The organism is Aquabacterium sp., from assembly GCF_016195855.1.
Taxonomy (GTDB): Bacteria; Pseudomonadota; Gammaproteobacteria; order Burkholderiales; family Burkholderiaceae_C; genus Aquabacterium.
In genome coordinates this window covers 1-23,001 of record NZ_JACPYU010000013.1, presented here as the reverse complement: position 1 = coordinate 23,001, position 23,001 = coordinate 1, and the positions used below count along the sequence as shown (strand labels likewise).

The 23,001-nt window shown below is 64.2% G+C and carries 23 protein-coding genes; 5 read left to right on the top strand and 18 right to left on the bottom strand.

Annotated features, from left to right (window positions below):
• Positions 1-77 precede the first annotated feature (77 nt).
• The 15 genes from HY019_RS11300 to HY019_RS11230 form a co-directional block, all read right to left on the bottom strand.
• A complete protein-coding gene (locus HY019_RS11300; protein WP_290692086.1) occupies positions 78-485 on the bottom strand; it encodes a hypothetical protein in 408 nt (135 codons plus the stop codon).
• Between the two features lie 242 nt (positions 486-727).
• Positions 728-1,087 carry a RidA family protein gene (locus HY019_RS11295; RefSeq protein ID WP_290692084.1) on the bottom strand — a complete coding sequence of 120 codons (360 nt, stop codon included), beginning with the start codon at positions 1,085-1,087 and terminating at the stop codon, positions 728-730.
• 11 nt (positions 1,088-1,098) lie between these two features.
• Positions 1,099-2,850 (bottom strand): hypothetical protein, encoded by a 1,752-nt coding sequence (locus HY019_RS11290; protein WP_290692082.1) that lies wholly within the window; start codon positions 2,848-2,850, stop codon positions 1,099-1,101.
• A gap of 54 nt (positions 2,851-2,904) precedes the next feature.
• Positions 2,905-3,507 (bottom strand): isoprenylcysteine carboxylmethyltransferase family protein, encoded by a 603-nt coding sequence (locus HY019_RS11285; protein WP_290692080.1) that lies wholly within the window; start codon positions 3,505-3,507, stop codon positions 2,905-2,907.
• A 108-nt stretch (positions 3,508-3,615) separates the two neighbouring features.
• Positions 3,616-6,315, bottom strand: coding sequence for a carboxypeptidase-like regulatory domain-containing protein (locus HY019_RS11280; protein ID WP_290692077.1), 2,700 nt, complete (start codon positions 6,313-6,315; stop codon positions 3,616-3,618).
• A gap of 41 nt (positions 6,316-6,356) precedes the next feature.
• Positions 6,357-7,208: a molecular chaperone gene (locus tag HY019_RS11275; RefSeq protein ID WP_290692075.1), complete on the bottom strand. Its 852-nt coding sequence runs from the start codon at positions 7,206-7,208 to the stop codon at positions 6,357-6,359.
• Between the two features lie 31 nt (positions 7,209-7,239).
• The gene (locus HY019_RS11270) at positions 7,240-7,632 is read right to left on the bottom strand and encodes a DUF4402 domain-containing protein (protein ID WP_290692073.1); all 393 of its coding nucleotides are present in this window, start codon (positions 7,630-7,632) and stop codon (positions 7,240-7,242) included.
• 114 nt (positions 7,633-7,746) lie between these two features.
• Positions 7,747-8,136 (bottom strand): hypothetical protein, encoded by a 390-nt coding sequence (locus HY019_RS11265; RefSeq protein ID WP_290692071.1) that lies wholly within the window; start codon positions 8,134-8,136, stop codon positions 7,747-7,749.
• A 67-nt stretch (positions 8,137-8,203) separates the two neighbouring features.
• The gene (locus HY019_RS11260; RefSeq protein ID WP_290692069.1) at positions 8,204-8,746 is read right to left on the bottom strand and encodes a DUF4402 domain-containing protein; all 543 of its coding nucleotides are present in this window, start codon (positions 8,744-8,746) and stop codon (positions 8,204-8,206) included.
• A gap of 272 nt (positions 8,747-9,018) precedes the next feature.
• Positions 9,019-9,612 (bottom strand): thioredoxin family protein, encoded by a 594-nt coding sequence (locus HY019_RS11255; RefSeq protein WP_290692066.1) that lies wholly within the window; start codon positions 9,610-9,612, stop codon positions 9,019-9,021.
• A gap of 236 nt (positions 9,613-9,848) precedes the next feature.
• Positions 9,849-10,724 carry a phosphoribulokinase gene (locus HY019_RS11250; protein ID WP_290692064.1) on the bottom strand — a complete coding sequence of 292 codons (876 nt, stop codon included), beginning with the start codon at positions 10,722-10,724 and terminating at the stop codon, positions 9,849-9,851.
• Positions 10,725-10,737: 13 nt separating this feature from the next.
• On the bottom strand, positions 10,738-11,841 hold the full coding sequence (locus tag HY019_RS11245; RefSeq protein WP_290692062.1) for a class 1 fructose-bisphosphatase: 1,104 nt from the start codon (positions 11,839-11,841) through the stop codon (positions 10,738-10,740).
• Positions 11,819-12,787, bottom strand: coding sequence for a CbbX protein (gene cbbX, locus HY019_RS11240; RefSeq protein ID WP_290692237.1), 969 nt, complete (start codon positions 12,785-12,787; stop codon positions 11,819-11,821). Before cbbX ends, HY019_RS11245 begins: the two co-directional genes overlap by 23 nt.
• Positions 12,788-12,918: 131 nt before the next feature.
• Positions 12,919-13,359, bottom strand: a complete 441-nt coding sequence (locus HY019_RS11235; RefSeq protein ID WP_290692060.1) for a ribulose bisphosphate carboxylase small subunit — start codon at positions 13,357-13,359, stop codon at positions 12,919-12,921.
• A gap of 112 nt (positions 13,360-13,471) precedes the next feature.
• Positions 13,472-14,941 carry a form I ribulose bisphosphate carboxylase large subunit gene (locus tag HY019_RS11230; protein ID WP_290692058.1) on the bottom strand — a complete coding sequence of 490 codons (1,470 nt, stop codon included), beginning with the start codon at positions 14,939-14,941 and terminating at the stop codon, positions 13,472-13,474.
• A 112-nt stretch (positions 14,942-15,053) separates the two neighbouring features.
• Here HY019_RS11230 and HY019_RS11225 point away from each other — a divergent pair, with 112 nt between their 5' ends.
• Entirely contained in the window at positions 15,054-16,001 is a 948-nt protein-coding gene (locus HY019_RS11225; RefSeq protein ID WP_290692056.1) for a LysR family transcriptional regulator, read from the top strand.
• Here the strand turns inward: HY019_RS11225 and HY019_RS11220 are convergent.
• From HY019_RS11220 to HY019_RS11210, 3 genes are read right to left on the bottom strand one after another with little or no spacing between them, the layout of a single operon-like run.
• The gene (locus HY019_RS11220; protein ID WP_290692054.1) at positions 15,986-17,497 is read right to left on the bottom strand and encodes a serine/threonine-protein kinase; all 1,512 of its coding nucleotides are present in this window, start codon (positions 17,495-17,497) and stop codon (positions 15,986-15,988) included. The genes HY019_RS11225 and HY019_RS11220 overlap by 16 nt on opposite strands.
• A gap of 4 nt (positions 17,498-17,501) precedes the next feature.
• Positions 17,502-18,374, bottom strand: coding sequence for a DUF3365 domain-containing protein (locus HY019_RS11215; protein ID WP_290692052.1), 873 nt, complete (start codon positions 18,372-18,374; stop codon positions 17,502-17,504).
• A complete protein-coding gene (locus tag HY019_RS11210) occupies positions 18,371-19,270 on the bottom strand; it encodes a hypothetical protein (protein WP_290692050.1) in 900 nt (299 codons plus the stop codon). The genes HY019_RS11215 and HY019_RS11210 overlap by 4 nt, the downstream gene beginning before the upstream one ends.
• Positions 19,271-19,544: 274 nt before the next feature.
• Here HY019_RS11210 and HY019_RS11205 point away from each other — a divergent pair, with 274 nt between their 5' ends.
• From HY019_RS11205 to HY019_RS11190, 4 genes are all read left to right on the top strand, one after another.
• Positions 19,545-20,456 (top strand): fumarylacetoacetate hydrolase family protein, encoded by a 912-nt coding sequence (locus tag HY019_RS11205; protein ID WP_290692048.1) that lies wholly within the window; start codon positions 19,545-19,547, stop codon positions 20,454-20,456.
• Between the two features lies 1 nt (position 20,457).
• On the top strand, positions 20,458-21,105 hold the full coding sequence (locus HY019_RS11200; RefSeq protein ID WP_290692046.1) for a TetR family transcriptional regulator: 648 nt from the start codon (positions 20,458-20,460) through the stop codon (positions 21,103-21,105).
• Positions 21,106-21,252: 147 nt separating this feature from the next.
• Positions 21,253-21,999, top strand: a complete 747-nt coding sequence (locus HY019_RS11195; RefSeq protein WP_290692044.1) for a flagellin — start codon at positions 21,253-21,255, stop codon at positions 21,997-21,999.
• 216 nt (positions 22,000-22,215) lie between these two features.
• Positions 22,216-23,001: flagellin (locus tag HY019_RS11190; protein WP_290692042.1), on the top strand; the 786-nt coding region annotated here is incomplete at its 3' end.

Genomic DNA, 23,001 nt, shown 5'->3' with positions numbered 1-23,001 from the left:
AATAACATGCGCGGCACTACCGTCCTCGCGTCCGGCAAACGCTTCAACGCATCCAAGCGCCTCGCAAAATCGACTCGCTAGTCTCGAATGAATTCTGAATCGCCAACTACGCGACTCGCTCGCTCGTACTGGGTCTTTTGCGCGTAGGCAACGGCTTCGTCGATTTCTTTGACGGCAACAGCCCACGAAACGCCGCTGGCAGACACCCATTGCAATGGCAACTGACTGGCGTTGTATCCCGTACCGAGAATTTGCACGATTGGATGGCCTGTATGTCCGCCTTCTATCGGTTCATAACCGATCGCCGGAATATGGGAAGTGAGATTGCCTCGCTGGTACTCGATGGGACGTCGGCGAATAAACGTCGTCGCAACACGTTCGCCATCTGTGTGCCCCGAGCACCGAATCACCCAATGGTGAGAAATATAGTAAAGGCTAGAGGCACGACCTCTTTCGCAAGTAATGAACATCGTGGGCTCATTCATAGTCGGTCCTGATTTGATTCCCTGATGAAAGACTACTTTCTCCAAGCGACACTGTCAAAGACGTTCATCAAACCAGCTCGTCAGTAACTGGAGCAGGATATCCATTCCCCGCACGCTCCGACCTCTCCCAGACAGGGGCACCGGGTGGTCAACAGAGCGAAGTAAAGGAGGAGGATTGGGCGAGCCCAATCCGGGGGACATGAGCGGAGTTGACCACCCGGTGCCCCTGTCCCACACCAAGGTCAGACCGACAAAGCTGCCGTCACAATCACCTCAATCCGCCATGCCGGATTCACCAACGCCGCCTGAAACGTCGCCCTTGGCGGTGCCGTCACCCCAGCAAACCACGCCTCCCACACCCCATTCATCGCCGGCACATCCGCGATGTCCTTCACGATGACCTGCGCCATCAGGATGCGGCCACGGCTGCTGCCAGCCTCCTTGAGCAAAGCATCGATCTGATCGAGCACCTGCCGTGTCTGCCCCGCCATGTCAGCGCTGGTATCCGTGGGCACCTGCCCCGCCAGGTACACCACGCCGCCGTGGATGGCCGCATCCGAATAACGGGCTTCAGGGTTGAGGTATCGAACGGGTGTGCTCATCTTCTATCCAGTCAATGGGAGGACTTCAAACGCGAAGCCACCATTTTGGCCAGATCCACCGCAGGCAGGTCAACCGACTTGCCCACACCCGGCAAATCAAACGGCGCGTAACCCTCGCCCTTCCAGGCATAGAACTGCCATTGCGGATCAGACACTGGCGCCGGGAAGCGGAACAGCACCGTCTTGGGCACACGCTCAGGCGTGATCTCCAGCACCTCGACCCGGATGCCGCCCATCATCGTCGTGTCGCCCACCTTGAAAGGCTGAGAGACCTCGTCGCGCGCCATCGTCGCTTTGATGCCCCCGGGCACCGACAACTTGAGCGTGACATCGTCCAACTGGCTCAGGCTCATGGCCTGGATGCCCGGCCCCAGCGCGTGCATGGAGGGCGGGTTGGCCACGCCCAGGTACGCACGCACCACAGGGTAGTAAAACACCATCTCGGCCGTGGGCGGGTTCACCAGGATCACGTGCTGCGCCTTGATCTGGCGGGCATCGGGCACAGACAGCGGCTCGCCCTGCGTGGTGGGCCACAGCATGGTCTTGAGCAAGGCCGACGACACACCCGACGCCAGCGGGAACAACACCACGTGGATGGCGGCCATCACATACACCACCCACTTGGCTGCAGCAGCCGGCCAGCCCACCAGCGTTTGCCTGCGCGCCACCACTTGGCAGATGACGATGGCCAGGAAGCCGCTCATGCCGATGTTGGCGTTGAGCACCAGGCGGTCCATCGTCAGGGTGGCGCAAGCGGGCACCAGCACGAAGATGGAGCCCAACAGGTAAAAGCGCGCCAGCGGCGAGGCAAAGCCCTTGAGGTAATGCACCACCAGGCCCAGGCCACCCAGCAGCCCCAGCGACACGCCGGCATACAGCACCTGCATCTGGCGCGGCAGTTGCTCGAACACGCCGGTTGAGGCGCCAAACCACTGCGCGGCCATCAAGGCTGGCAGGCGCAGCACCATGCTTTGCGCAAAGCGCGGCAGGTTGGCCGCCGGGTCAATGTAGGCCGGTGACGCCACGCTGCCATAACCCATGTGGCTGTGCACCGCCTTCCACACCAGCACGATCAGCACAAAGGGCACGATGGCGCGAAGCCGGCCCCACACGGGCTTGCCAGCCTCCATGGTGAGCAGGTAAGCCACCATGTAGCCCACGATGGCAATGGCCGCTTCTGCGCTGAGCAAACCGATGGCCAGCAAGACGGCGGCCACCCAGCCATAGCGGGCACCCCGCCCCGTGCGCCAGAGATGGAAAGCCGCCAGCGCCCCGGCCAGCAACACGCCGACGGTCAACTGGTTGCGGGCGGCGAGCCAGGCCACCGCGAACACGTGCATCAGGTTGCCGGCAAACAGCCAGGTGGCCAGATGGGCCTGTTGCTGATTCGGGTCCAGCAGGCGGTAGAGGCGGCTCAGGGCATAGATCAAGAGGCCGTACCACAGCAGGTTGTGGACGTGCATCATGAGCGGCGAATGGGGCCACAGCTGGTAGTCCAGCCACAGGCTCATTTCGGACAAGGGCCGCCAGAAGGACAGCTTGAGCTGGTCCGAGCCCCACCAGATCAAACGCCCCGAATCCTTCAGGGCCTGGTTGTGGGCCACCACGCCATCAAAAAACGTGAACAGCCCCCAATAGGAGCCTGGTTGCGCATTGGGCGAGCGCCCGGTGAGCATGGCCCAGTGCAGGAAATCATCCGCCACCAAGCCGATGTTCATGGCCGGGGCCATCAACAGCACACCCAGCAGGACCGCGCATGGCACGAACCACCTGCTGGCCAGGAACCTGCTCCACATGGTCTACCCGCCTTTGCCGCGTCAGTAGACGAAAGGGATCAGGCGTTTGCGCGAGTTCTTGAATTGGGTATAGGACGCGCCCAGCGCCGATTCGAGCGCGGTTTCTTCCACCTCGATGCGGTAGATGTAGATGGCCCAGGAGCCTATCACCAGCAGCAACAGGCTCGCCCAGTTGGCCAGGGCCAGGCCCAGGCCGGCCAAGGTCATCAGGGCGCCGAGGTAAGACGGGTGGCGCAACCACTTGTAGGCGCCCTGGTCGACCACGCGGTGGTCATTGGCGATGGTCACGGTGGGGGTGAAGAAGGCCCCCAGCACACGCCAGCAGTGCATGCGCAGCAGCATGCCGCCCACGATCAGGGCCACGCCCGTGTAGAACATGGGCACGCCCTCGGATTCGGGCACGCCCCATTGCTGGTAGGCCGCCAACAGGAAGGCCACGATTTGCAGCAAGCCGCAGCCGATCGAGATCACCAGGCCGGAATAGCGGTCGGCGCCATCGTGGCTGGCCATGCGCTTCATCTTGCTGCGGTGCTGGATGCTTTCCATCGTGTACGCCCAGGCCATGACGCCCCAGAACACGATGGCATAAGGTGATTTGAAAACGAGAAGCGAGGCGAAATCCATGGCAACTACAGCATGTTTGATGTCGGTCGTATTCTTCCAGAGGCGCCTCTCGTCAACCGAGGGGACTTTCCCGCCCCGCGAAAGCGGGGGCGCGGCCCTCCCCCCCCTTCACTGGTGCTGGGCCTGGATCTGCAACTCGAAATCCTGCCCGGACAGGAACTCGCCATCGGCCGGCACCTGGAGCGGGCGGGACAAGGCGCCGGTCAGCCGCAGTTTGCGGGCCTGCTCGGGCGCAATGCGCAAGGTGGCCGGCCCCGGCGCCACCTGGTGCAGCAGGTAGTAGCCATCCGGTGAGCTCTTGGTCGTGGCCAGCACCTCGCCCTGCGCGTTGACCAGCTCCAGGCGTGCGTCGCCAATGCCGCGCCGGCGCCCAGCCGCGTCCACGAGGTAAACGGTGCCTTCCACCTCGGCGGTGTAGATGACGGGGAAATCGACCACCTGCACCACGCCCGGCCGGGGCAGCACGCGCACGCCTTGGACGGAGGGCTTCCACTGCGGGTCCTCCAGGGTAGACGGGTCCAGCGCGATGTCAGCGTACTGCGCGGGTGACAGGCGGTTGATGAAGGCGGTGCCGTCGCGCCCGGTGCGCGCCGGGTAGCGGCCACCGCTGCCAATGAAAAAGCCGGCGTTGGGCACGGGCTCTTCGTCCGGGTCACGCACGCCGTTCATGTTCTTGTCCACAAAGGCCTGCACGGACACCGCGCCCGTCCCTGCCAGGGGCTGGGCGTCGCCAAACCAATTGCCGGAGCGTGGGTCGCGGCCCAGGGCCATGAACAACTGCAGGCCCACGATCAGCTCGTGGCGGGTGGAATAGCCGGCGCTCACGGCCATGGCAAAGCCACCAAAGCTCTTGCTGAGCCCGCCCGAGAACTGGGTGCTGCGGGCAGTCGGGCTGTGCAGCACCCCGCCGTTGATGCGGTAGCCATTGGCCAGGCTGTGATCGGCCGTCAGCGCCAGCGTGCGCAAGGCCACCTCAGGGCGAAGGGCGTAGTCCAGTTGGGCGTTGAGCCCGATGTCGATCACCCGCCTGCTGACCTGCATGCTGCCCTCGGTGCTGTACTTCTGCGCATCGCGTTGCCAGCGCACGCTGTTGGACACGGCACTGCCGCCCAGCAGGGTGGACACCCGCGCCGCCACGCCCAGCTTGTCACTGCCCGATGCCAGCACGTCACGTGCGGCCTCCAGTGCCATCGAAATGGGTGCCCATTCGTCTGATTGCACCGAGCCTGTCAGGCCCAGCTTGTCGCGAAAGCGGATGTTGTCCTGCCCTGCGGCGAACACCTCGCTGTAAAAGCCTTGGTTGCGCTGGATGTGTTCAGCCGCCAGGGCGTATCCCCCCACACGGGTCTTGATGCCCGTGTCGGTGAGCAGCCCTCCGCCGGGCGATTGCGTCAGTTGCGCGTTGAGGATCAGGCCATCCCAGTAGGTGCGCAGGCCCAACTGGCTGTATGAGGCCGCAGGCGTGCGCTCGCCCGCCGGCTGGCGAACCACGCCGATCTGGGCAGACAGGGCTTGCGTCAGGCCCAGATCGAGCTGCGCCACGTCCAGCGCGCCACTGGGTGTCTGCTGGTGGGCCAGCGCGTAGAAGACCTCACCGGGCTTGACCACGGACTGATCAAGCAGGAAGTGCTGTTTCTCGACGCGGACCTGGCCCAAAGGCCCGTTGAACACCAGGCGGAACTCGTTGGGCCCGAAAGACAGGGGCAGGTCATCAAAGGCATAGCGCCCGTCGGCACCAGCGGGCTGGTAGCCAACCAGGGCATCGTTGTAGTACAGGGTCACATCCCAACCAGGGGGCAGGTCACCGCGGATGCTGTGGCGATCGAAGTTGGTGGGTTGGCCCAAAGGGTGGTTGCTCGCCATCACGCCCATGCCGCCCTGCCCGCTCATCAACACATTGGGCACGCTGGGCACCACCACATGCCCCAGCTCCAGTGCACGTGCATGCAAAGGGCCCAGCATCTGCTCGTCGGGGTCATGCCGGGCCAGTGTCATGCGCAACTCGGGCAAGGGCTTGTCGCGTGAGGCGGTGACGTAGGCTGCGGCCTCCATGCCCAACATGTCCGTGGTGATGTAGGCGGCGTAAGCGGTCTTGTACTGCGCGGCATCCCGGCCAAAGCGGGCATCGCTGCCCAGGGTCTGGTCGATGAAGGGGGCACGCGCCATGGCATAGGGTGAGCTGACCATGGGGTAAGCGCCGTCGCGCGAGGCGGGCGGGCCCAGGCTGCCTGGCGGTGCACCAGCTCGCTCACGTTGCAGGCGCTCCTGCATGGGCAAACGCACCCTGGGCTTGATGCGCAGTTGCAAGGTCGGCAGATCAACCTCGAAGTCGATGGACAGCCATTGCTGCAAGGCCTTGTGCGCCACATAGATGTCGTCGCCGAGCACGTGAACCAGGCTGGGGTCGATCTGCTGCTCGCGCCCGTTGACGTTGACCAGCGCACGGCCGACATGCAGACCGAACAGCCGGTCTTCACGGATGATGAAGCCACTGGCACTGCCCTCTTGCGCGTTGACGGTGATGGCCAGCGTCAGCAGGCGCGCGAGTTCGCCCAGCGGCAACAGGAACTGATCGCCGTCCTGGTAGGCCGTGAGGCTGTCGGACAGCACGTGCCCATCCAGCACGGCCTCCAGCACGATGACGTTGCTGTCGTCGATGCGGCCATGGCCCACGGCGGGGCCCGCTGGCGCGGCGGGCAAGCCTTGTGCCTGAGCGGCCGGGCACGCCCATCCAAGCAGGTACAGCACGAGACACAGCAGCGCCAACGCGCGCGCGCATCCCTGGCTCAGACGGCCATCTTGTTGCATGGTGGTGAGGCGGGCGTGTCAGCGCATGCCTGTTGCGCTGTTCAAGGCAGCACGAGCGTGGAATCGGCCAGCAGCTTGCCCCCGGCTTCTGCTCGCTCCCGGTAGCGCACATGCCAGGTGCCCCCTGCGAGCACGGTGCCCTCGGGCACACTCACCTGCATGCGCGCGCGGCGCAGGGCATTGGGCACATACACCGCCACGCCTGCGGCCTTGGTCACGTCCATGGGCATGCCTTGTTTGGGCGTGAAGCTCACATCGATGTCGCCATACACCGAGCGGCTGCCCTGGCGGTTGATCTCGAATGTCAGGGCCGGCCCGTTGGGCGAGCCAGGCGGCAGGAAGGCCAGCTTGCTCAAGGACACCTGCGCGTCCGTATCCCCGTGCCGTACGATCACCGGGATGGAGGCCCCCACCAGGGCGCTGAGCACCACGCCCACGCCGCCGGCCTTGTCCTTGCCCTGCTCTTCCACGCTGCTGCTGCCCGATGCATCGGCCACGCGGTCAAACTGCAGGTGGGATCGGTACTCGCCCGGCACCAGGTCGGCGGGCTTGCGCAAGAGGATGCGCACGGTTTGCGAGCTGCCCGGCGGGATGGTGACCTGGCGGGGCGAATAACGCAGCATGGACTCGGCAAACTGCTCGCCCGGGCCCGGCTCGGTGATGACGATGAACTCGCCGGATTCACCCATGCGGCGGTTGACCACGCTGATGCGGTAGGTCTCGGGCGTCTTGCCCTGGTTGACCAGCTCGACCTGTGCCGAGCGTTGCTCCTTTTCAAACACCACACGGGTGGGGAACAACATGAGATCGGCCCTGGCAGGAAGAGAGTGCAGGCTCAGAAAGCCCGCAATCAGCCACTGGGCCCACAGCCAAGGCGAGCGTGATGTAGACATGGCGTACTCCAATTGAACAACGAAGAAAGATTCACTGGTAGTTGACGATCACGCTGAACGTGCCCGTGTAGCTACCCCTTGCTTGTGAGGCGCCCACCACCAGGGTGGCGCCGACGCTGAACTGGCCGTTCCCGTTCTTTGACAGGATGCTGGTGCCACTCAGGTTGCTGGTAAACGACTTGACCGCCATCGAATGCCCTGCCCCGTCACTCATGAGCACCGTGTTGTCCGCAGGCAGGGTGACGGCATAGACCGTATTGGCCTTGCCATGCACCGCGAACTGCGCCGCTGCCGCTGTATTGCTGCCCTGGTTGAGCACAAAGGCACCGCCAGACTGGCCACGGCTGCCATCAGCGCGGACGGCGACCGTGCCTGCACTGGTGGCCACGAAGGTGCCAAAGGACAAGTTGCCGGTGTTGCTCACGTTCTGTGCAGCCGCGTGCGCGCAGCAGGATGCCGCAGCCAATCCGCACAGAATCCGCAGGCAAAGGCAAGCCCATCCTCTGCACGCAAGATGCAGAGAAAGGTTCATGACGTGTCAGTTGAATTCGACGAGAACGTTGACTGTGTCGGGGCTGCCAGGCGCATTCGAAGCCGTGCGCCGGGGTGCGGCTGTCACCGCCACCGTCAGGCCGCCGTCTCGCAAGGTGCCATCACCTGCCTTGGTGCTGAGCATGACCGCCGCCACGGCAGCAGGCTCACTCGCATTGACAGGGTCGGGCCCCTTGGACGCCTGGGCCGATGTGGTGGCCACATGAACCACCACGGTCCCGGTTGACGCGTTGACCCCTGCTGGCAGGGTATCGACCACGCTGACCACGGGATCAGGCGCCAGGATGACAGCGCTGACGTTGGCTGTTGCAGCAACCGGGGCGGCACGTGCCTGAACAAGCGCCAAACCCTCGAATGCGGCCAGTAACAGCCCCAACAGAAAGCCAGAGAGGCGGAGGGCAGCATTGGCCTTGCGGCCCTGCCCATGAAACGCCATCAGCCTGTCAGTTGTAGGACACGGTCACGTTGAAGGTACCGGTGTAGGTACCGGGCACCTGGTTATTGCCCACGACCAGCGTGGCCCCCACCTTCAAGGTGTCGGTACCTGCGCCCGACAGCGTGCCGGAGGTGCCTGGGTTGCTGACGAAGCCGTTGACGGCCATCGTGTGGGAGGCGCCATCGCTGATGGTCACGGCGCCGTCACCGGGCAGCGTGATCGCGTAGGTGAAGCCTGCTTCACCCGTCACGCCGAACACGGCGGCGGCGGGGTTGCCGGTGCTGCCGGCGGGCTGGGCCACGGTGGTCCCGGCCCCACTGATCGACACGACATCGGCGGTGCTGATAGCAACGTTGCCGCCGACGGCTCCCACGGCAAGCTTGCCAAAGACCAGATCAGAGGTCTTGGTGATCGCGATGGGGCTGACGATGGTGGCTGAAGCACTGGCGCTGGCCGTGCTGCCTTGAGCGGCGTAAGCGCTCATGCCGAGCGTCACGAGGCCGGATGCAACGGCGACTTGACGGGCGAATTGCTTGAAAGAGTAAGACATGGTGAGAGACTTCCTTGAAAAGGTTGAAGGAAAAACGTCTCAGGTCACCCTGCATCCGCCAGCCTGGAACTTGCTATCGATGCCCAGGCCGGACGGAGTGACCTTTGACTCGCCAACTTGACTGCTTTCGATACCGCTTGAAAGCATCAAGGTGTCTGCGTGTTTTCGGACACGCATGTGAGCAAGTTAACGTTTACCGTGCAAACCGATTCATGGAAGTGATGTCCGAATACCAGCCAGTTGCAAATTTATTCGCGAACTGGCGTGATATGTCATGCCGCTGGTTGAATCCAGTTCAGATCGGCATCTTCCTGAGGCAGGCGCCACTTGATGGAGCAACCCATGCTGGCCTGCTGCTCGCCCGGGCCATAGCCGTAGTGCGCGATCAGGCGCATGGCGTCGTAGAGCTCACGCGGGGTGTCGTCGGGCACCGGGTCCTTGCGGCCGGCGTCCAGGCGGCCGCGGTACTGCAGGCGCAGGTCGGCATCGAAGCCGAAAAAGTCCGGCGTGCAGACAGCCTCGTAAGCATGCGCCACCTCCTGCGTGTCGTCGTGCAAGTAGTGGAAGGGCAAGTCCCACTCGCGTGCAAAGGCCTTCATGTTCGAGAAGCTGTCTTCCGGGTAGGCGCGGTCGTCATTGGCGTTGATCGCAATGGTGTGCACCCCCAGGTCGTGCAGCGCCTTCGCATCGCGGATCAGGCGGGGCATGATCGCCTTCACGTAGGGGCAATGGTTGCAGATGAAGACCACCACCGTGCCGCGCATGCCCGAGAGCTGCTTGAGCGAGTGGTAGTGGCTGTCCACGCCCTTGAGGCGGAACATGGGGGCTTTCCAGCCAATATCGGCGATCGGGGTGCTAACGGCCATGGTGCGCTCCTTTCAAGCTTCGGTCAGGTCAGGACGACAAGAACAACATGAGAGACGGGTGCAGGGCTCGGTAGCGAGACCGAGATGAGCATCCATGGGCCTGATCGAGGCGGATGCGCTTTTTCGTGAGCTTTTCCCGTGATGGAATCACAGCCTCGGCCGCATGACAAGGGGAAATCACCTGCAGACAAAGCGCCCTGCATGTTGCTGAGCGCTCACTGCGCCGGCTCGCCTCTTCACTGCATCTGCGCGCGGCGGATCTCCATCAGGCGCAGGATCATCGGTGTCAGGATCAGCTGCATGGCCAGGTCCATCTTGCCCCCAGGCACGACGATGGTATTGGCGCGTGACATGAAGGAGTCACCAATCATCGACAGCAGGTAGGGGAAGTCGATGCCGCGCGGGTTCTTGAAGCGGATCACCGTCATGCTCTCGCCGGCCGTGGGGATGTCGCGCGCGATGAAGGGGTTGGAGGTGTCCACCACCGGCACGCGCTGGAAGTTGATGTCCGTTTCGGCAAATTGCGGGCAGATGTAGTGCACGTAGTCGTGCATGCGGCGCAAGATGGTGTCGGCCACGGCCTCTTTGGAATAGCCACGGGACTTGGTGTCGCGGTGGATTTTCTGGATCCACTCCAGGTTGATGATGGGCACCACGCCGATCTTGAGGTCCACGTGCCGGGTCAGGTCCACCTTGTCGGTCTTGACGCAGCCGTGCAGGCCTTCGTAGAACAGCAGGTCGGTGTCCACCGGGGTCTGCACCCAGGGTGTGAAGGTGCCGGGCTCCTGGCCATAAGGCGCGGCCTCGGCCTCGTTGTGCAGGTAGAAGCGCGTCTTGCAGCGGCCGGTTTCACCATAGGCGCGGTACTGCTGCTCCAGCTCGGCCCACTCGTTGGCATCGGGGCTGAAGTGGCTGAAGTTGCGGCTCTCGCGCTCGGCCAGGGCAATGGCCTGCTTCATCTCGGGGCGCGTGTAGCGGTGAAAGGCATCTCCCTCGATCACAGCAGCCGTCACGCCTTCACGGCGGAAGATGGTATCGAAGGTGGTCTTGACCGTGCTGGTGCCGGCGCCGCTGGAGCCGGTCACGACGATGATGGGATAGCGTCTGGACATGGTGCGGCCTCGATCAGGCTTGAGGTTGCACGAACAGCGAGCGTGTCTTGAACAGCTGCCAGGACACGTTCTCATGCGGGTCGGCGTGGTAGCTGACGATGCGGTCGATCTCTTCGCGCGAGCCCAGGATCACGGGCACGCGCTGGTGCAAGGTATCGGGGATGAGGTCGAGCAACTCGCTGGTGCCGTTGACCGCCCTGCCCCCGGCCTGCTCGATCAGCATGGCCATGGGCGCGGCCTCGTACATCAGGCGCAGGCGGCCAGGCTTGCGCGGCTCACGCGTGTCGCGCGGGTACATGAAGACGCCGCCACGCGTCATGATGCGGTGCACCTCGGCCACCATGGAGGCCACCCAACGCATGTTGAAGTCCTTCATGCGGGGGCCGTTCTCGCCGGCCACGCATTCGGCGATGTAGCGCTGCACCGGCTTTTCCCAAAAGCGCTGGTTGGACGCGTTGATCGCGAACTCCTTGGTCTGGGCGGGAATCTGCACGGCCTCTTGCGTGAGCAGCCAGCGGGCGGGCCGGCCCTCGCCGCCACTGCGCTTGTCCAGCGTGAACATGAGCACGCCGCGGCGGCAGCTCAAGACCATGATGGTGGCCGGGCCGTAGAGCACATAGCCTGCGGCCAGCTGCTCGTGGCCGGGCTGCATGTAGCTGGAGTCGGTGGGCAGCATGCCACTGTAGACATGCGGCAGGACCGAGAAGATGGTGCCGATCGAGATGTTGGCCTCGATGTTGGACGAACCATCCAGCGGGTCGTACACCACGAGGTAGCGGCCCTTGCGCGCATGCTGTTTCGACAGCAGGTGGCACTCGTGCTCTTCACTGGCCCAGCCGGCCACATGGCTGCAGCCATTGAGGTGGTGCGACATCAGCTCGTCAGACAGCACGTCCAGCTTCTTCTGGGCCTCGCCTTGCGAGTTGGCGCTGTCGGCCAGGCCATGGGCGCCCGCCAGCATGCCCTGCCCGGCCAGATCGCTGATGCGCGCGCAAGCCTGGGCGATCGTGCCGATGGTGTCGATCAGGGCGGCGGCCACTTCCGGCGCGGCGTCAGACAGGTTCTGGGCCAGCGCCTGTTCAAGAGTGAGCATCTCATGCATGGCTTTCTTCCTCATTGCTTGTTGTGTTTGTAGAGGGGATGGCAAAGAGGCGGCTGGCACGGATGTCGGCCACCTCGATGGTGCTGAGTTCGTCGGCGCTCAAGGCCTTGTCTCGGTCGGCAAACAGGCGGCTGGCCTGTCGCAGACGGGCCCGGTCCAGCGCGTTGCGCACGCTGCGGGCATTGGCGAAATGGGGCTGCTGCAGGCGGCGCTGCAGGTAGTCTTCAAAGGCCTCGCGGGCGCCTGGGCCAAAGCGGTAGTGCTGTTGTTCCAGCATGGCGGTGCCGATGTGCAGCAGCTCGGGCACCGAGTAATCCGGGAAGCCCAGGTGGTGCGCGATGCGCGAGGACATCCCCGGGTTGCTCTGGAAGAAGGTGTCCATGCGGTCGGCATAACCGGCCAGGATCACGACCAGGTCATCGCGCTGGTTCTCCATCACCTGCAGCAGGATCTCGATGGCTTCCTGCCCGTAGTCGCGCTCGTTCTCGGGCTTGTACAGGTAGTAGGCCTCGTCAATGAAGAGCACGCCGCCCATGGCTTTTTTCAGCACCTCGCGCGTCTTGGGTGCGGTGTGGCCGATGTACTGGCCCACCAGGTCATCACGGGTGACGGCCACCAGATGGCCTTTTCGGACGTAGCCCAGGCGGTGCAGGATCTGCGCCATGCGCATGGCCACCGTGGTCTTGCCGGTGCCAGGGTTACCCGTGAAGCACATGTGCAAGGACGGGCTTTGCGCGGCCAGCCCGTGCGCCGCCCGCAGCTTGTCGATGACCAGCAAGGCGGCGATGTCACGGATGCGGGCCTTGACCGGCGCCAGGCCGATCAGGTCGCGGTCGAGCTCGTCCAGCACGGCTTCGACCTGGCTTTGCGCCAGGACCTCACCCACCGAGCGGGGCACCGTGGCGGCAGTCGTTGCCGTCGTTGCTGCGGTGGGCTCGGCCCGGGCAGGCTGTCTGGCCATGGCTGCGCCTACCGCGGCACCGGCGGCCACCAAGCCTGCTGCCCCCATGCCGGGTGCGGTGGTGGTGGGAGCGGAGGCTGGCGTGGCGGCCTCGCTGGTGCCGGGAATGCGGTAGAGCGAGCTCATGGTCATCAGTCCTTGTAGCGCTCGCCTTCAGGCCGCTCGACCGAGTACGAGCGGGTGCTGTAGCGGATGTTGCGGCCGTCCATCTCCATGCGCTCCAGCTGGAAGCCGGGCTCATTGGATGGGCGGTTCACGATGAAGCTCATGACCACGGTTTCCACGCCGCGTGTCGAGTCAAACGCCAGCATGCGGATGTAGTGCTGGGGGAAGGCCTGGCGGCAGGCCTTGAGCTCCATCATCATGCCGGCCGGGTCTTCCAGGTCGAAGTTGGGGTGGCCGTACATGTCCCAGTAGGTGTTGCGCGGGTGTGGGTCATCGGTGTATTCGATGCTCCAGGCGTAGCCCTTCTTCAGGCCGTACGCGAGTTGCATCGTGATCTCGGCGTCCGTCAGGTCGGGCAGGAAGCTGAACTGGCCTTGGGTCAAACGGCCCGTGGGGTTGGTCATCATGGTAGAACTCCTTGGCCCCCAAGACGCCTTCGGCGTCGCCCCCCCGAGGGGGAGCGTTCGCCTTGGGGCGGCCCGGCGGCGAACCTTGTCGCGTTAATGTGAATAGGTGTACTTACATGCCGACGGACGGCGTCACGGCGTAGTCGCTCGTGTCGGTCGAGGCGTAGTTGAAGGTGATGGCACCCCAGGTGTCGAGGGCCTGCTTGAGCGGCGAGCAAAAGCGCGCGGCCGTGGCCAGGATGTCCTGCCCTTCGTTGAGCAGGTCACGGCCTTCGTTGCGGGCCTTGACCATGGCTTCCAGTGCCACGCGGTTGGCCACGGCACCCGCCTGGATGCCTTGCGGGTGGCCGATGGTGCCGCCGCCGAACTGCAAGATGACGTCGTCACCGAACAGGTCCAGCAACTGGTGCATCTGGCCGGCGTGGATGCCGCCCGATGCCACGGGCATGACCTTCTTGAGGTCGGCCCAGTCCTGGTCGAAGAACAGGCCCCGCGGCAAGTCTTGCTTGGTGATGGCGTCGCGGCAGACGTTGTAGTAGCCCTGCACGGTCATGGGGTCGCCTTCGAGCTTGCCCACGGCGGTGCCGGTGTGCAGGTGGTCGCAACCGGCCAGGCGCAGCCACTTGGCGATCACGCGGAAGCTCACGCCATGGTTCTTCTGACGCGTGTAGGTGCCGTGGCCCGCACGGTGCATGTGCATGATCATGTCGTTCTTGCGGCACCAGTTGGCCATCGACTGGATGGCCGTCCAGCCCACGACCAGGTCGATCATGATCACGACCGAGCCCAGTTGCTTGGCGAACTCGGCGCGCTCGTACATGTCTTCCATGGTGGCGGCGGTCACGTTCAGGTAGCTGCCCTTGACCTCACCGGTCACGGCCTGCGCCTTGTTGACGGCGTCCATCACGAAGAGGAAGCGGTCACGCCAGTGCATGAAGGGCTGCGAGTTGATGTTCTCGTCGTCCTTCATGAAGTCCAGGCCGCCCTTGAGGCCCTCGTAAACCACGCGGCCATAGTTGCGGCCAGACAGGCCCAGCTTGGGCTTGGTGGTGGCGCCCAGCAGGGGGCGGCCGTATTTGTCCAGGCGCTCGCGCTCGACGATCATGCCGGTGGGCGGGCCCTTGAAGGTCTTGACATAGGCCACGGGGATGCGGATGTCTTCCAGGCGGCAGGCCTTGAGCGGCTTGAAGCTGAAGACGTTGCCGATCAGCGAGGCCGTCATGTTGGCGATGGAGCCTTCTTCAAACAGCACCAGGTCGTAGGCCACCCAGGCGAAGTACTGGCCTGGGTTGTTGGGCACTTCTTCGACCTTGTAGGCCTTGGCGCGGTAGATGTCGCAGGCGGTCAGGCGGTCGGTCCAGACCACGGTCCAGGTGGCGGTGGACGATTCACCGGCCACGGCCGCGGCGGCCTCGATCGGGTCCACGCCATCCTGGGGCGTGATGCGGAACAGACAGAGGATGTCGGTGTCCTTCGGGCTGTAATCGGCATCCCAGTAACCCATCTGGCGGTACTTGAGGACACCCGCGCTGTAGCGCTTCTTCGCGTCGGTGATGACGCCTTCTTCGACCGGCTTGTTCATGTTTGAACCCCTTGTTGCTCAATGCGTGGATCGCAGGACTGGGTTCAATGTAGAAAAGCGGTCAAATAAGGTAAATTCAAAAATAGTTATCCATCAGTTAAGGAATGACTGAATGAAGAGCGTGACTTTTCGGCAAATAAGGGTGTTCACGGAGGTGGCGAGGCAGTTGAGCTTCAGCCGCGCGGCCGAGGCACTGCACCTCACGCCGCCTGCCGTGACCATGCAGGTCAAGGAGCTGGAAGGCCACGTGGGCCTGCCGCTGTTTGAACGCCAGGGCCGCCAGATCCAGCTCACGATGGCTGGGGAGTACTTCCTCGTCTATGCCAAACGCCTGCTGTCCACCCTCAAGGATGCCGAGAACGTCATGAACCGTTTCAAACGGGTCGAGACAGGGGTGCTGACCATCGGGCTGATCAGCACGGCGGGCTACTTCCTGCCGCAGTTGCTGGCCCGCTTCCAGGCCGAGCATGAAGGGGTCGAAGTGCGTCTGGATGTAACCAGAGACCTGACCAAATTGATCGATCGGCTACACAGCAACGAGATCGACCTGGCTGTGATGGGCCGCCCGCCCAAGGAATACGCCCTGCGCTCCGAGCCCTTTGCCGGCCACCCGATGGTGTTTGTCTGCCCGCCGGGGCACCCTTTGCTGGGCGTGGGCCACCCGCCGCTGGATGCGCTGGTGCACTACCCCCTGGTGGCGCGGGAGTTGGGGTCGGAGGTGCGGCACACGCTGGACAACTACCTGCGCGAACACCGGCTGGCGCCACGCATTGCCATGGAGATCCCCAGCAATGAAACCGTCAAGGCCTCGGTCATGGCAGGGCTGGGGATCGGCTTCTTGTCGCTGCACGCGGTGGCCGCGGAGTTGCGCACCGGGCAGTTGCACCTGGTTGATTTTGAGGGCACGCCCATCGTGCGCACCTGGAACCTGGTGCACCAGGCGTCCAAGGTGCTGTCACCGGCGGCAGAGGCCTTCCGCTACCTCTTGCTGGAGCATGGCGAAGACCTCATCGCCGAGCAAAGCAAGCAGCCGAATCTGCTGGATCAGGCGCCCGTCTGAGGGCCCAACCCCTTCTTGAGCTCTTGCTGCAGGCGGTCACGGTCAACGCCATCGGCGCAGTGCTGCACCAGCAGGTCGATGAACTGCTGGGCGTTGCCAGCCTGGGCTTCGGCCTTCTTGACGATGACCTTGGCCAGCGGCCCCATGTGCGAGGCCAGCACGCGGGTGGCGTGGGCCACAAACCCGGGCGTGAGCGCCTGCTGGGCGGCAGACCCGCCCGTACCAGCCGTACCGGCCGTGCCCGCTGCACCAGTGGGCCCGGTGCCACCGGCCGTGCCCATGCTGGGTGAGGTGCCCGCTTGCGACACGCCGGACGAACCAGGCCCCGTGCGCTGCACCACCGAGCCCATCGTGCCGGTCTTGATGATCTTGGCCATGAACTGGGCCCGCTCATCGTCTGACTGCAGATGCTGCGCCACCGCGCCCACCAGGGTGTTGTAGTCCACGCTTTTGGCGGCCGCCTGCTTGACCAGCATCTTGGCCAGTGGCCCGACAAAGCTGGCCAGGGCGCGCTCCAGGGTGGTGAGCATGCTGGCATCCCAGTTGCTGCCCGGGGAGGTGGCGGAGGCAGCCAACGCGGCGTTGCGCAACAACTGCGCGGCCTGCGGGTCCACCACGGTTTCGTCGCCATGCAGTACGGATGCGATCACGGGGTTGCCTTGTGAGGTTTTGCCGGCATGCAGGCGCAGTGCTTCACGGAAGGCCGCGGCGGTCTGGTAGCGCTCGGCCGCGTCCTTGGCCAGGGCCTTGGACACCACCGAATCCAGCTCGATGGTGCGCTTGACGCGCCCGACCGTGCTGGGTGCCGGCGGGGTCATGTGCAGCACGCGGTACATGATGGCCTCAGGGGCACCTGAAAACGCCGACTCGCCAGTCAACAGGCGATACAGCAGCACACCGGAGGCAAAGATGTCCACCCGGTGGTCGAAGTCCTGGCCGCGGTATTGCTCGGGCGCCATGTAGCCGTGCGTGCCGATGGTGGAGGTGACCTGCGTGATGCCGGCATCGCGGATGCGGGCGATGCCGAAGTCCATCACCTTCAACTGGCCCGACTGGGTCAGGATCAGGTTGGCGGGCTTGATGTCGCGGTGCCACACGCCGTGTTCATGGGCATATTGCAGCGCGGCCAGCAACTGGTCCATCACCTGCAGCAGCATGGGCTCGGAGATGATGGGGTTGGCCCCCAGCAGCTTGGCCAGGTCCTGCCCTTCCACGTACTCCATGGCGATGAAGGCGGTGTCCCCGTCCTCACCGTATTCGTAGATGGACACGATGCCCGGGTGCGTGAGCCGCCCTGCTGCCTGGGCTTCATTGCGAAAACGCGCGGCGATCGACGAGCCGGACACGTCGCCATCCACCAATGAGCGCTGGATGGTCTTGAGCGCCACGCGACGCTGGATCATGGGGTCGGTGGCCAGATAGACCACCCCCATGGCACCGGAACCCAGCACACCGTCGATGGCGTACTTCCCTAGCTGGGTTGGATGATTGGACACGGCCTCAGCCCTCCAGCAACTTCATGGCGTGCTGCAGGCTCTTGCGCATGCGCGAGAAGGAGTCGGACAGCACCCCGATTTCATCCTTGGCCGGCGCGCTGAATTCAGGCGCTTCCATCTCGCCCATGCTCACGCGGTCAGCCAGGGCAGACAGGCGTGTCACCGGCTGGATCACCAGCTTCCAGAGCATGAGGTTGAGTGTCAGGCCGATCACCACGAACACGCCGGTGAGCATGGCCATCACCGTCCACCAGGCCTTGTCGGCGCGCGCCAGCGGCAAGGACAGGGGCACGGACACCACCTGCACGCCCAGGGTTTCGTTGAGGTTCCAGCCAAAGCCGTTGGCAGGGCCGTACTTCTCGATCATGGTGGCGGGGGCGGCTGTCGGGGTGCTGTGGCACTGCAGGCAGGCCGGGTTGCTCAGGCGGATGGGGCGCGCGATGTAGAGGGCGCGGCCAGCCGGTGTGTCACGCTGGCCCACGATCTCCTTGGCATCGGGGTTCTGCTTGAAATGGGTGACCAGATCGGCCTCCCAGTCGGACGCCCGGTCGCGCGGGTTGGTCGGGTTGAGCATGGCCGCCTTGTAGGTGAACTCAGGAAACTTCTGGGTCAGGCCCTTGAGCACCTCGATGGCCGCGAACGAGGGCACCGACTGCGGCAGGAAGGTGTACTTCATCTGCGTCTGCAGCAGCGGGGCCACCTGCTGGGCCGTGTAGTTGCGCACGGCCTCGGCCTTCTGGATCAGCAGGCCGGCGGTGTCCAGCACCTCGTGTTCGGCATTGTTTTGCAGCAGGTCACGGGCGGCATAACCCGACACCGCCAGGCCGATCAGGAAGACCACCAGGAAGGCCAGGTTGAACTTGAGGATGAGCTTCATGGTTTGAGAGCCTCGGAAGAGATCACAGGATGCGGGGCAGGCTTGCGGCCAGGCTGGCTCGCCAGTTGACCGGCCGGCTGAGGGGGAAACAGCACTTTGTGCCACTCGGGATGCAGGGCCATCTGCGCCACCAGCGCGCGGCGGAAAGGCTCGTCCTGCGCCAGCGGCTTCCAGCGTGCCAGGAAGCGCGTGCGCATGCGGGGTTCGGCATTGAGCCAGGCCTGGGTGTCGTCATAGCTCAGCTTGCCGCCGGCATCGAGCTTGATGTCCTTGCCTTTGAACAGGGCCAGGCGAGACGGCAGCGTGTCCATGAAGGCGCGCGGCACGGCCTGGATGAAGGCGGGCACGGGCCTGGGCGTCACGCTGACCGTGCCATCCGCGCGCCGGGCCAGGAAGGCGCCCTTGTCGACCTTGGTGGGCTCGGGTTTGCCGGCCTTGTTCATCACCAGGGTCTGCACCTGGGCGGATTCGGCAAACAGCTCGGCCTCCATGCCCTTGACGTGCACCACCAGGTCACGCGCCAGCCCGGTCACGTCCAGCGGGGCGCAGGCCAGCAGCACGGGCCCTTGCTCGCCGGGTTTGTCCAGCGACAGCTTGGCCCAGCCTTCCAGCACATAGACCAGCACGCCGTTGCCGGCCGAAGCCAGTTGGGGCCGGATCATCACGCGGCTGGCGGGGCCGAGGTCCAGCGTGCCACCACCGTCGAATTCAAGGCGCATCAGGGCGCCGCTTGACGAGGTCTCGATGATGTCTTCCGCCTCGATGGCGGCGCCTTCTTTCGCCAGCAGCCGGGTTGCGGCGTGGATGAGCGTGGCCTGGCCGTCCAGGATGGTGATGGTGGCCGCGCGCTCACGCGCATGCGACGCACCCGCGCCTGCAAGCGCGCAGGAAAGCATCACCACAAGCCGGGCAGAAAGACGTTTCATCGTATGGAAAACGGAGGAAAGGGCCTGCCCCGAGTGCATGCGACATCTATGCCCGCCATGCCCTCGCTTGCGACTTCCCTTGTTTATTTGTTGAGCTTGGCGCCAATGGTAAGGCACGGCAAACCCGGACACCCCTTGTGTCGCGCCGCTGCCCCATCCTTCCCCCCAGATTGACAGGCCTCTTGGGTTGACAAAAGTATCCATATGGATACATTGCAGCCATCTGGATACCTCACCGAGCACCATGAAGCTGCGCCGCCTGCCTGCCAAGGCCTCGACTCCCCCCTCCCCCGGTCAGCCATCGTGGCAACGTGCGCAAGGCGCCGATTGGGTCGACTGCACAGGCGCGGAGCTGGCTCAGGCAGGTCTGGACTGGTTGCTCAAGCTGCCGGTCTGGCAACCAGGAGTGCAACCCTGTCTGCCGTTTCAGCCCCTGTCCTTTCGGGACTGCATGCTGTTCGAGCAGCACTGGGTGCAATCCTCGCGAGGGTATGCGCGCCGCTTCCTGCCTGGCAGCTACCAGGTCACCCGGCTGTTCGAGCGCCTGACCCATCAGCCCTTCCCGGCTTACCGGCCGCATCGCCTCTGGCGCCAGCAACCCATCTACTACTTCGGCAACCACTTGACCATGGTGCCCAGCGGCACACCGGTGACACCGCCGGACTACACCCGGGCGCTGGACTACGAGCTGGAGCTGGGCTGGGTGCTGTCCAAGCCCCTGTTCAATGCGACACCAGCCGAGGCCGAAGCGGCCATTGGCGCCTTCGTGGTGGTCAATGATTTTTCCGCGCGCGATGTACAGCGTGAAGAGATGCAGTCCGGCCTGGGCCCGCAAAAGTCCAAGCACTTTCTCAGCAGCATGTCGACCACCCTGGTCACGGCCGACGAGATCCTGCCTCGGGTAGATCAATTGCAGGCCCACGTCGAGATCAATGGCGAGGTCGTCAGCCGCACCAGCACCAAGGGCATGCGCTACACGCCGGGTGAGGTGCTGGCCCATCTGTCGCGGGGCGAGCAACTGCAGGCCGGCGAGCTGATTGCGTCGGGCACGCTGCCCGGCGGTTGTGGCATGGAGACCAACCACTGGCTCAAGAAGGGCGACACGCTGCGCCTGGTGATCGAGCCCATCGGTGAGATCGTGCACACGATCGCGTGACATGCCCCTTGCCTCACACGCCCCTCCCCCGCCCCGCATGGCCCAGGGCAAACGCCTGTTGATGGACGCGGCCGTGCGATTGGCCCGCCGCCTGAGCGGTGCGCATGCGGTGTCGCTGCGCGAGTTGGCTCGCGAAGCCGGCTTGAACCACAACACCTTTTACCGGCATTTCAGCTCACAGGAAGCCCTGCTTGAAGAAATCGTGACCGATTTCGGAACGCAGCTGCGCGAAGGCCTGCGCCAGGCCCGCATGGAAGCGTCATCGCTGGACGAACTGACGGCCAGCGTGGTTGGCTGGACACTGGACTTCGCGCTCGCCCATCAGGACGTGTTCATTGTGGCCATGCGCGAACGCTACGGCCCGCCCGGGCCCATCCGCGACGCCGTGGAGGGCATGTTGAGCCAGTTGCAGGACGACATGTTGCGCGAGTTGCAGATGCGCCAGGCCTTGCCTCCCCTGCCCGAGTCCACATTGAGGCCCATGCTGGCCATCCTCATCGACCACACCTTCAAGCTGTGTTTCGAGCACATCGAGGCCCCGCAGGCGCGCGCACAGCGCCTGCTCATGGCCAAGGCCCTGTTCGATACCCTGGTGCTGGGCAGCATGGCGCGCCAGGCCGTCTCATCGGCCAGGCCCATCGCCATCTGACGCGGGCGCAACAAGGAGGCAAAAAGGGGCAAGCAAAATTTTTGCTTCCCGATTTAATGGCCGCCTCCCGAGTGTCGCCTTGTGTGGTTGAGGGCGTCGATGTCGATGTCCCCAAGACACCGGATCAGCTACGAAGGAGTCCGCACCATGCTCAGCTTGCAAACCAACGTCGCCTCTCTGTCCACCCAAAACTCGCTGGGCGCGACGCAAAAGGCTTTGTCCACCTCCATGGCCCGCCTGGGCTCCGGCTTCCGCGTCAACTCCGCCATGGACGACGCGGCCGGCCTGCAGATCGCCACCCGCATGAACGCCCAGAGCCGTGGCATGGCCGTGGCCCAGCGCAACACGCAAAATGGCATCTCGATGCTGCAGACAGGCGAAGGCGCCTTCAGCGAAGTCACCGACATCCTGACCCGCATGAAGGACCTGGCCACCGAAGCAGCCAACGGCACCTCGACCGCCAACGACCAGACCGCGATGCAGTCTGAATTCGACGCGCTGGGGCAAGAGTTGGGCAACATCATGAACAACACCTCGTTCGGCGGCGCCAAGCTGCTCAAGGGCGGTACGCTTGCAGGGGCGATCACCTTCCAGATCGGCGCCAGTTCGGCTGAAACCATGACGGCCAATATGGCGGCTGACATGACCCAGCTGGACACCGACCTCGGGGCGGCCACGGCCAACTACACGTATGCCAACCGCCTGGACCACGTCTACAACAACCTGGCCAACATCCGCACCAACACCGATGCCGCCAAGGGCCGCATCATGGACGTGGACTACGCCTCGGAAACCGCCAACATGACCTCCAAGCAGATGCTGATGCAGGCCAGCACCTCGATGCTCAAGCAGAGCAACAGCATGTCGCAGATGGTGATGTCGCTGATGCAATAAGCCCTGATCGCACTCGCACTCGCACTCGCGCTCGCACTCGGCCAGGCCAACCCCCAGGGGTTGGCTTTTTCTTTTGCCTGTCGGCAACTCGAAATTAATGGCCACCACAGCTTAATGTTTGCCCCGCTGACGTCGCCTTGTGTGTTCAAGGGCATCAAAGACGATGCCCGACATGCCAGATCACCCAGTCAGATCACCTAAGTAGGAGCCCACACCATGCTCAGCTTGCAAACCAACGTCGCATCCCTGTCCACCCAGAATTCGCTGGGTGCCACACAGAAGGCCTTGTCCACGTCGATGGCCCGCCTGGGCTCGGGCTTTCGCGTGAATTCCGCGATGGACGACGCCGCCGGCCTGCAGATCGCCACCCGCATGAACGCCCAGAGCCGCGGCATGGCCGTGGCCCAGCGCAACACGCAAAACGGCATCTCCATGATGCAGACGGCTGAAGGTGCCTTCGGCGAGGTCACCGACATCCTGACCCGCATGAAGGACCTGGCCACGGAAGCGGCCAACGGCACCTCGACGGCCAACGACAAGACCGCGATGCAATCCGAATTCGACGCCCTGGGACAAGAGTTGGGCAACATCCTGGGCAACACCTCATTCGGTGGCGCCAAGCTGCTCAAGGGCGGCACTTTGGGGACCGGCCCCGTGGTCTTCCAGATCGGCGCAAGCTCTGCCGAAACCATGTCGGCTGACCTGTCGACCGACATGGGCACGCTGGACACCAACCTCGGTTTGGCCTCGTCCAACTACACCGCAGCAGGGACCGGCACCGAGCTGACGGCCACCGCCAACGCCACCATCGGCAAGCTCAATACGGCGCTCGACTCAGTCGGCAAGGTCCGCTCCTCGCTGGGTGCGTATGCCAACCGCCTGGACCACGTCTACAACAACCTGGCCAACATCCGCACCAACACCGATGCCGCCAAGGGCCGCATCATGGACGTGGACTACGCCTCGGAAACCGCCAACATGACCTCCAAGCAGATGCTGATG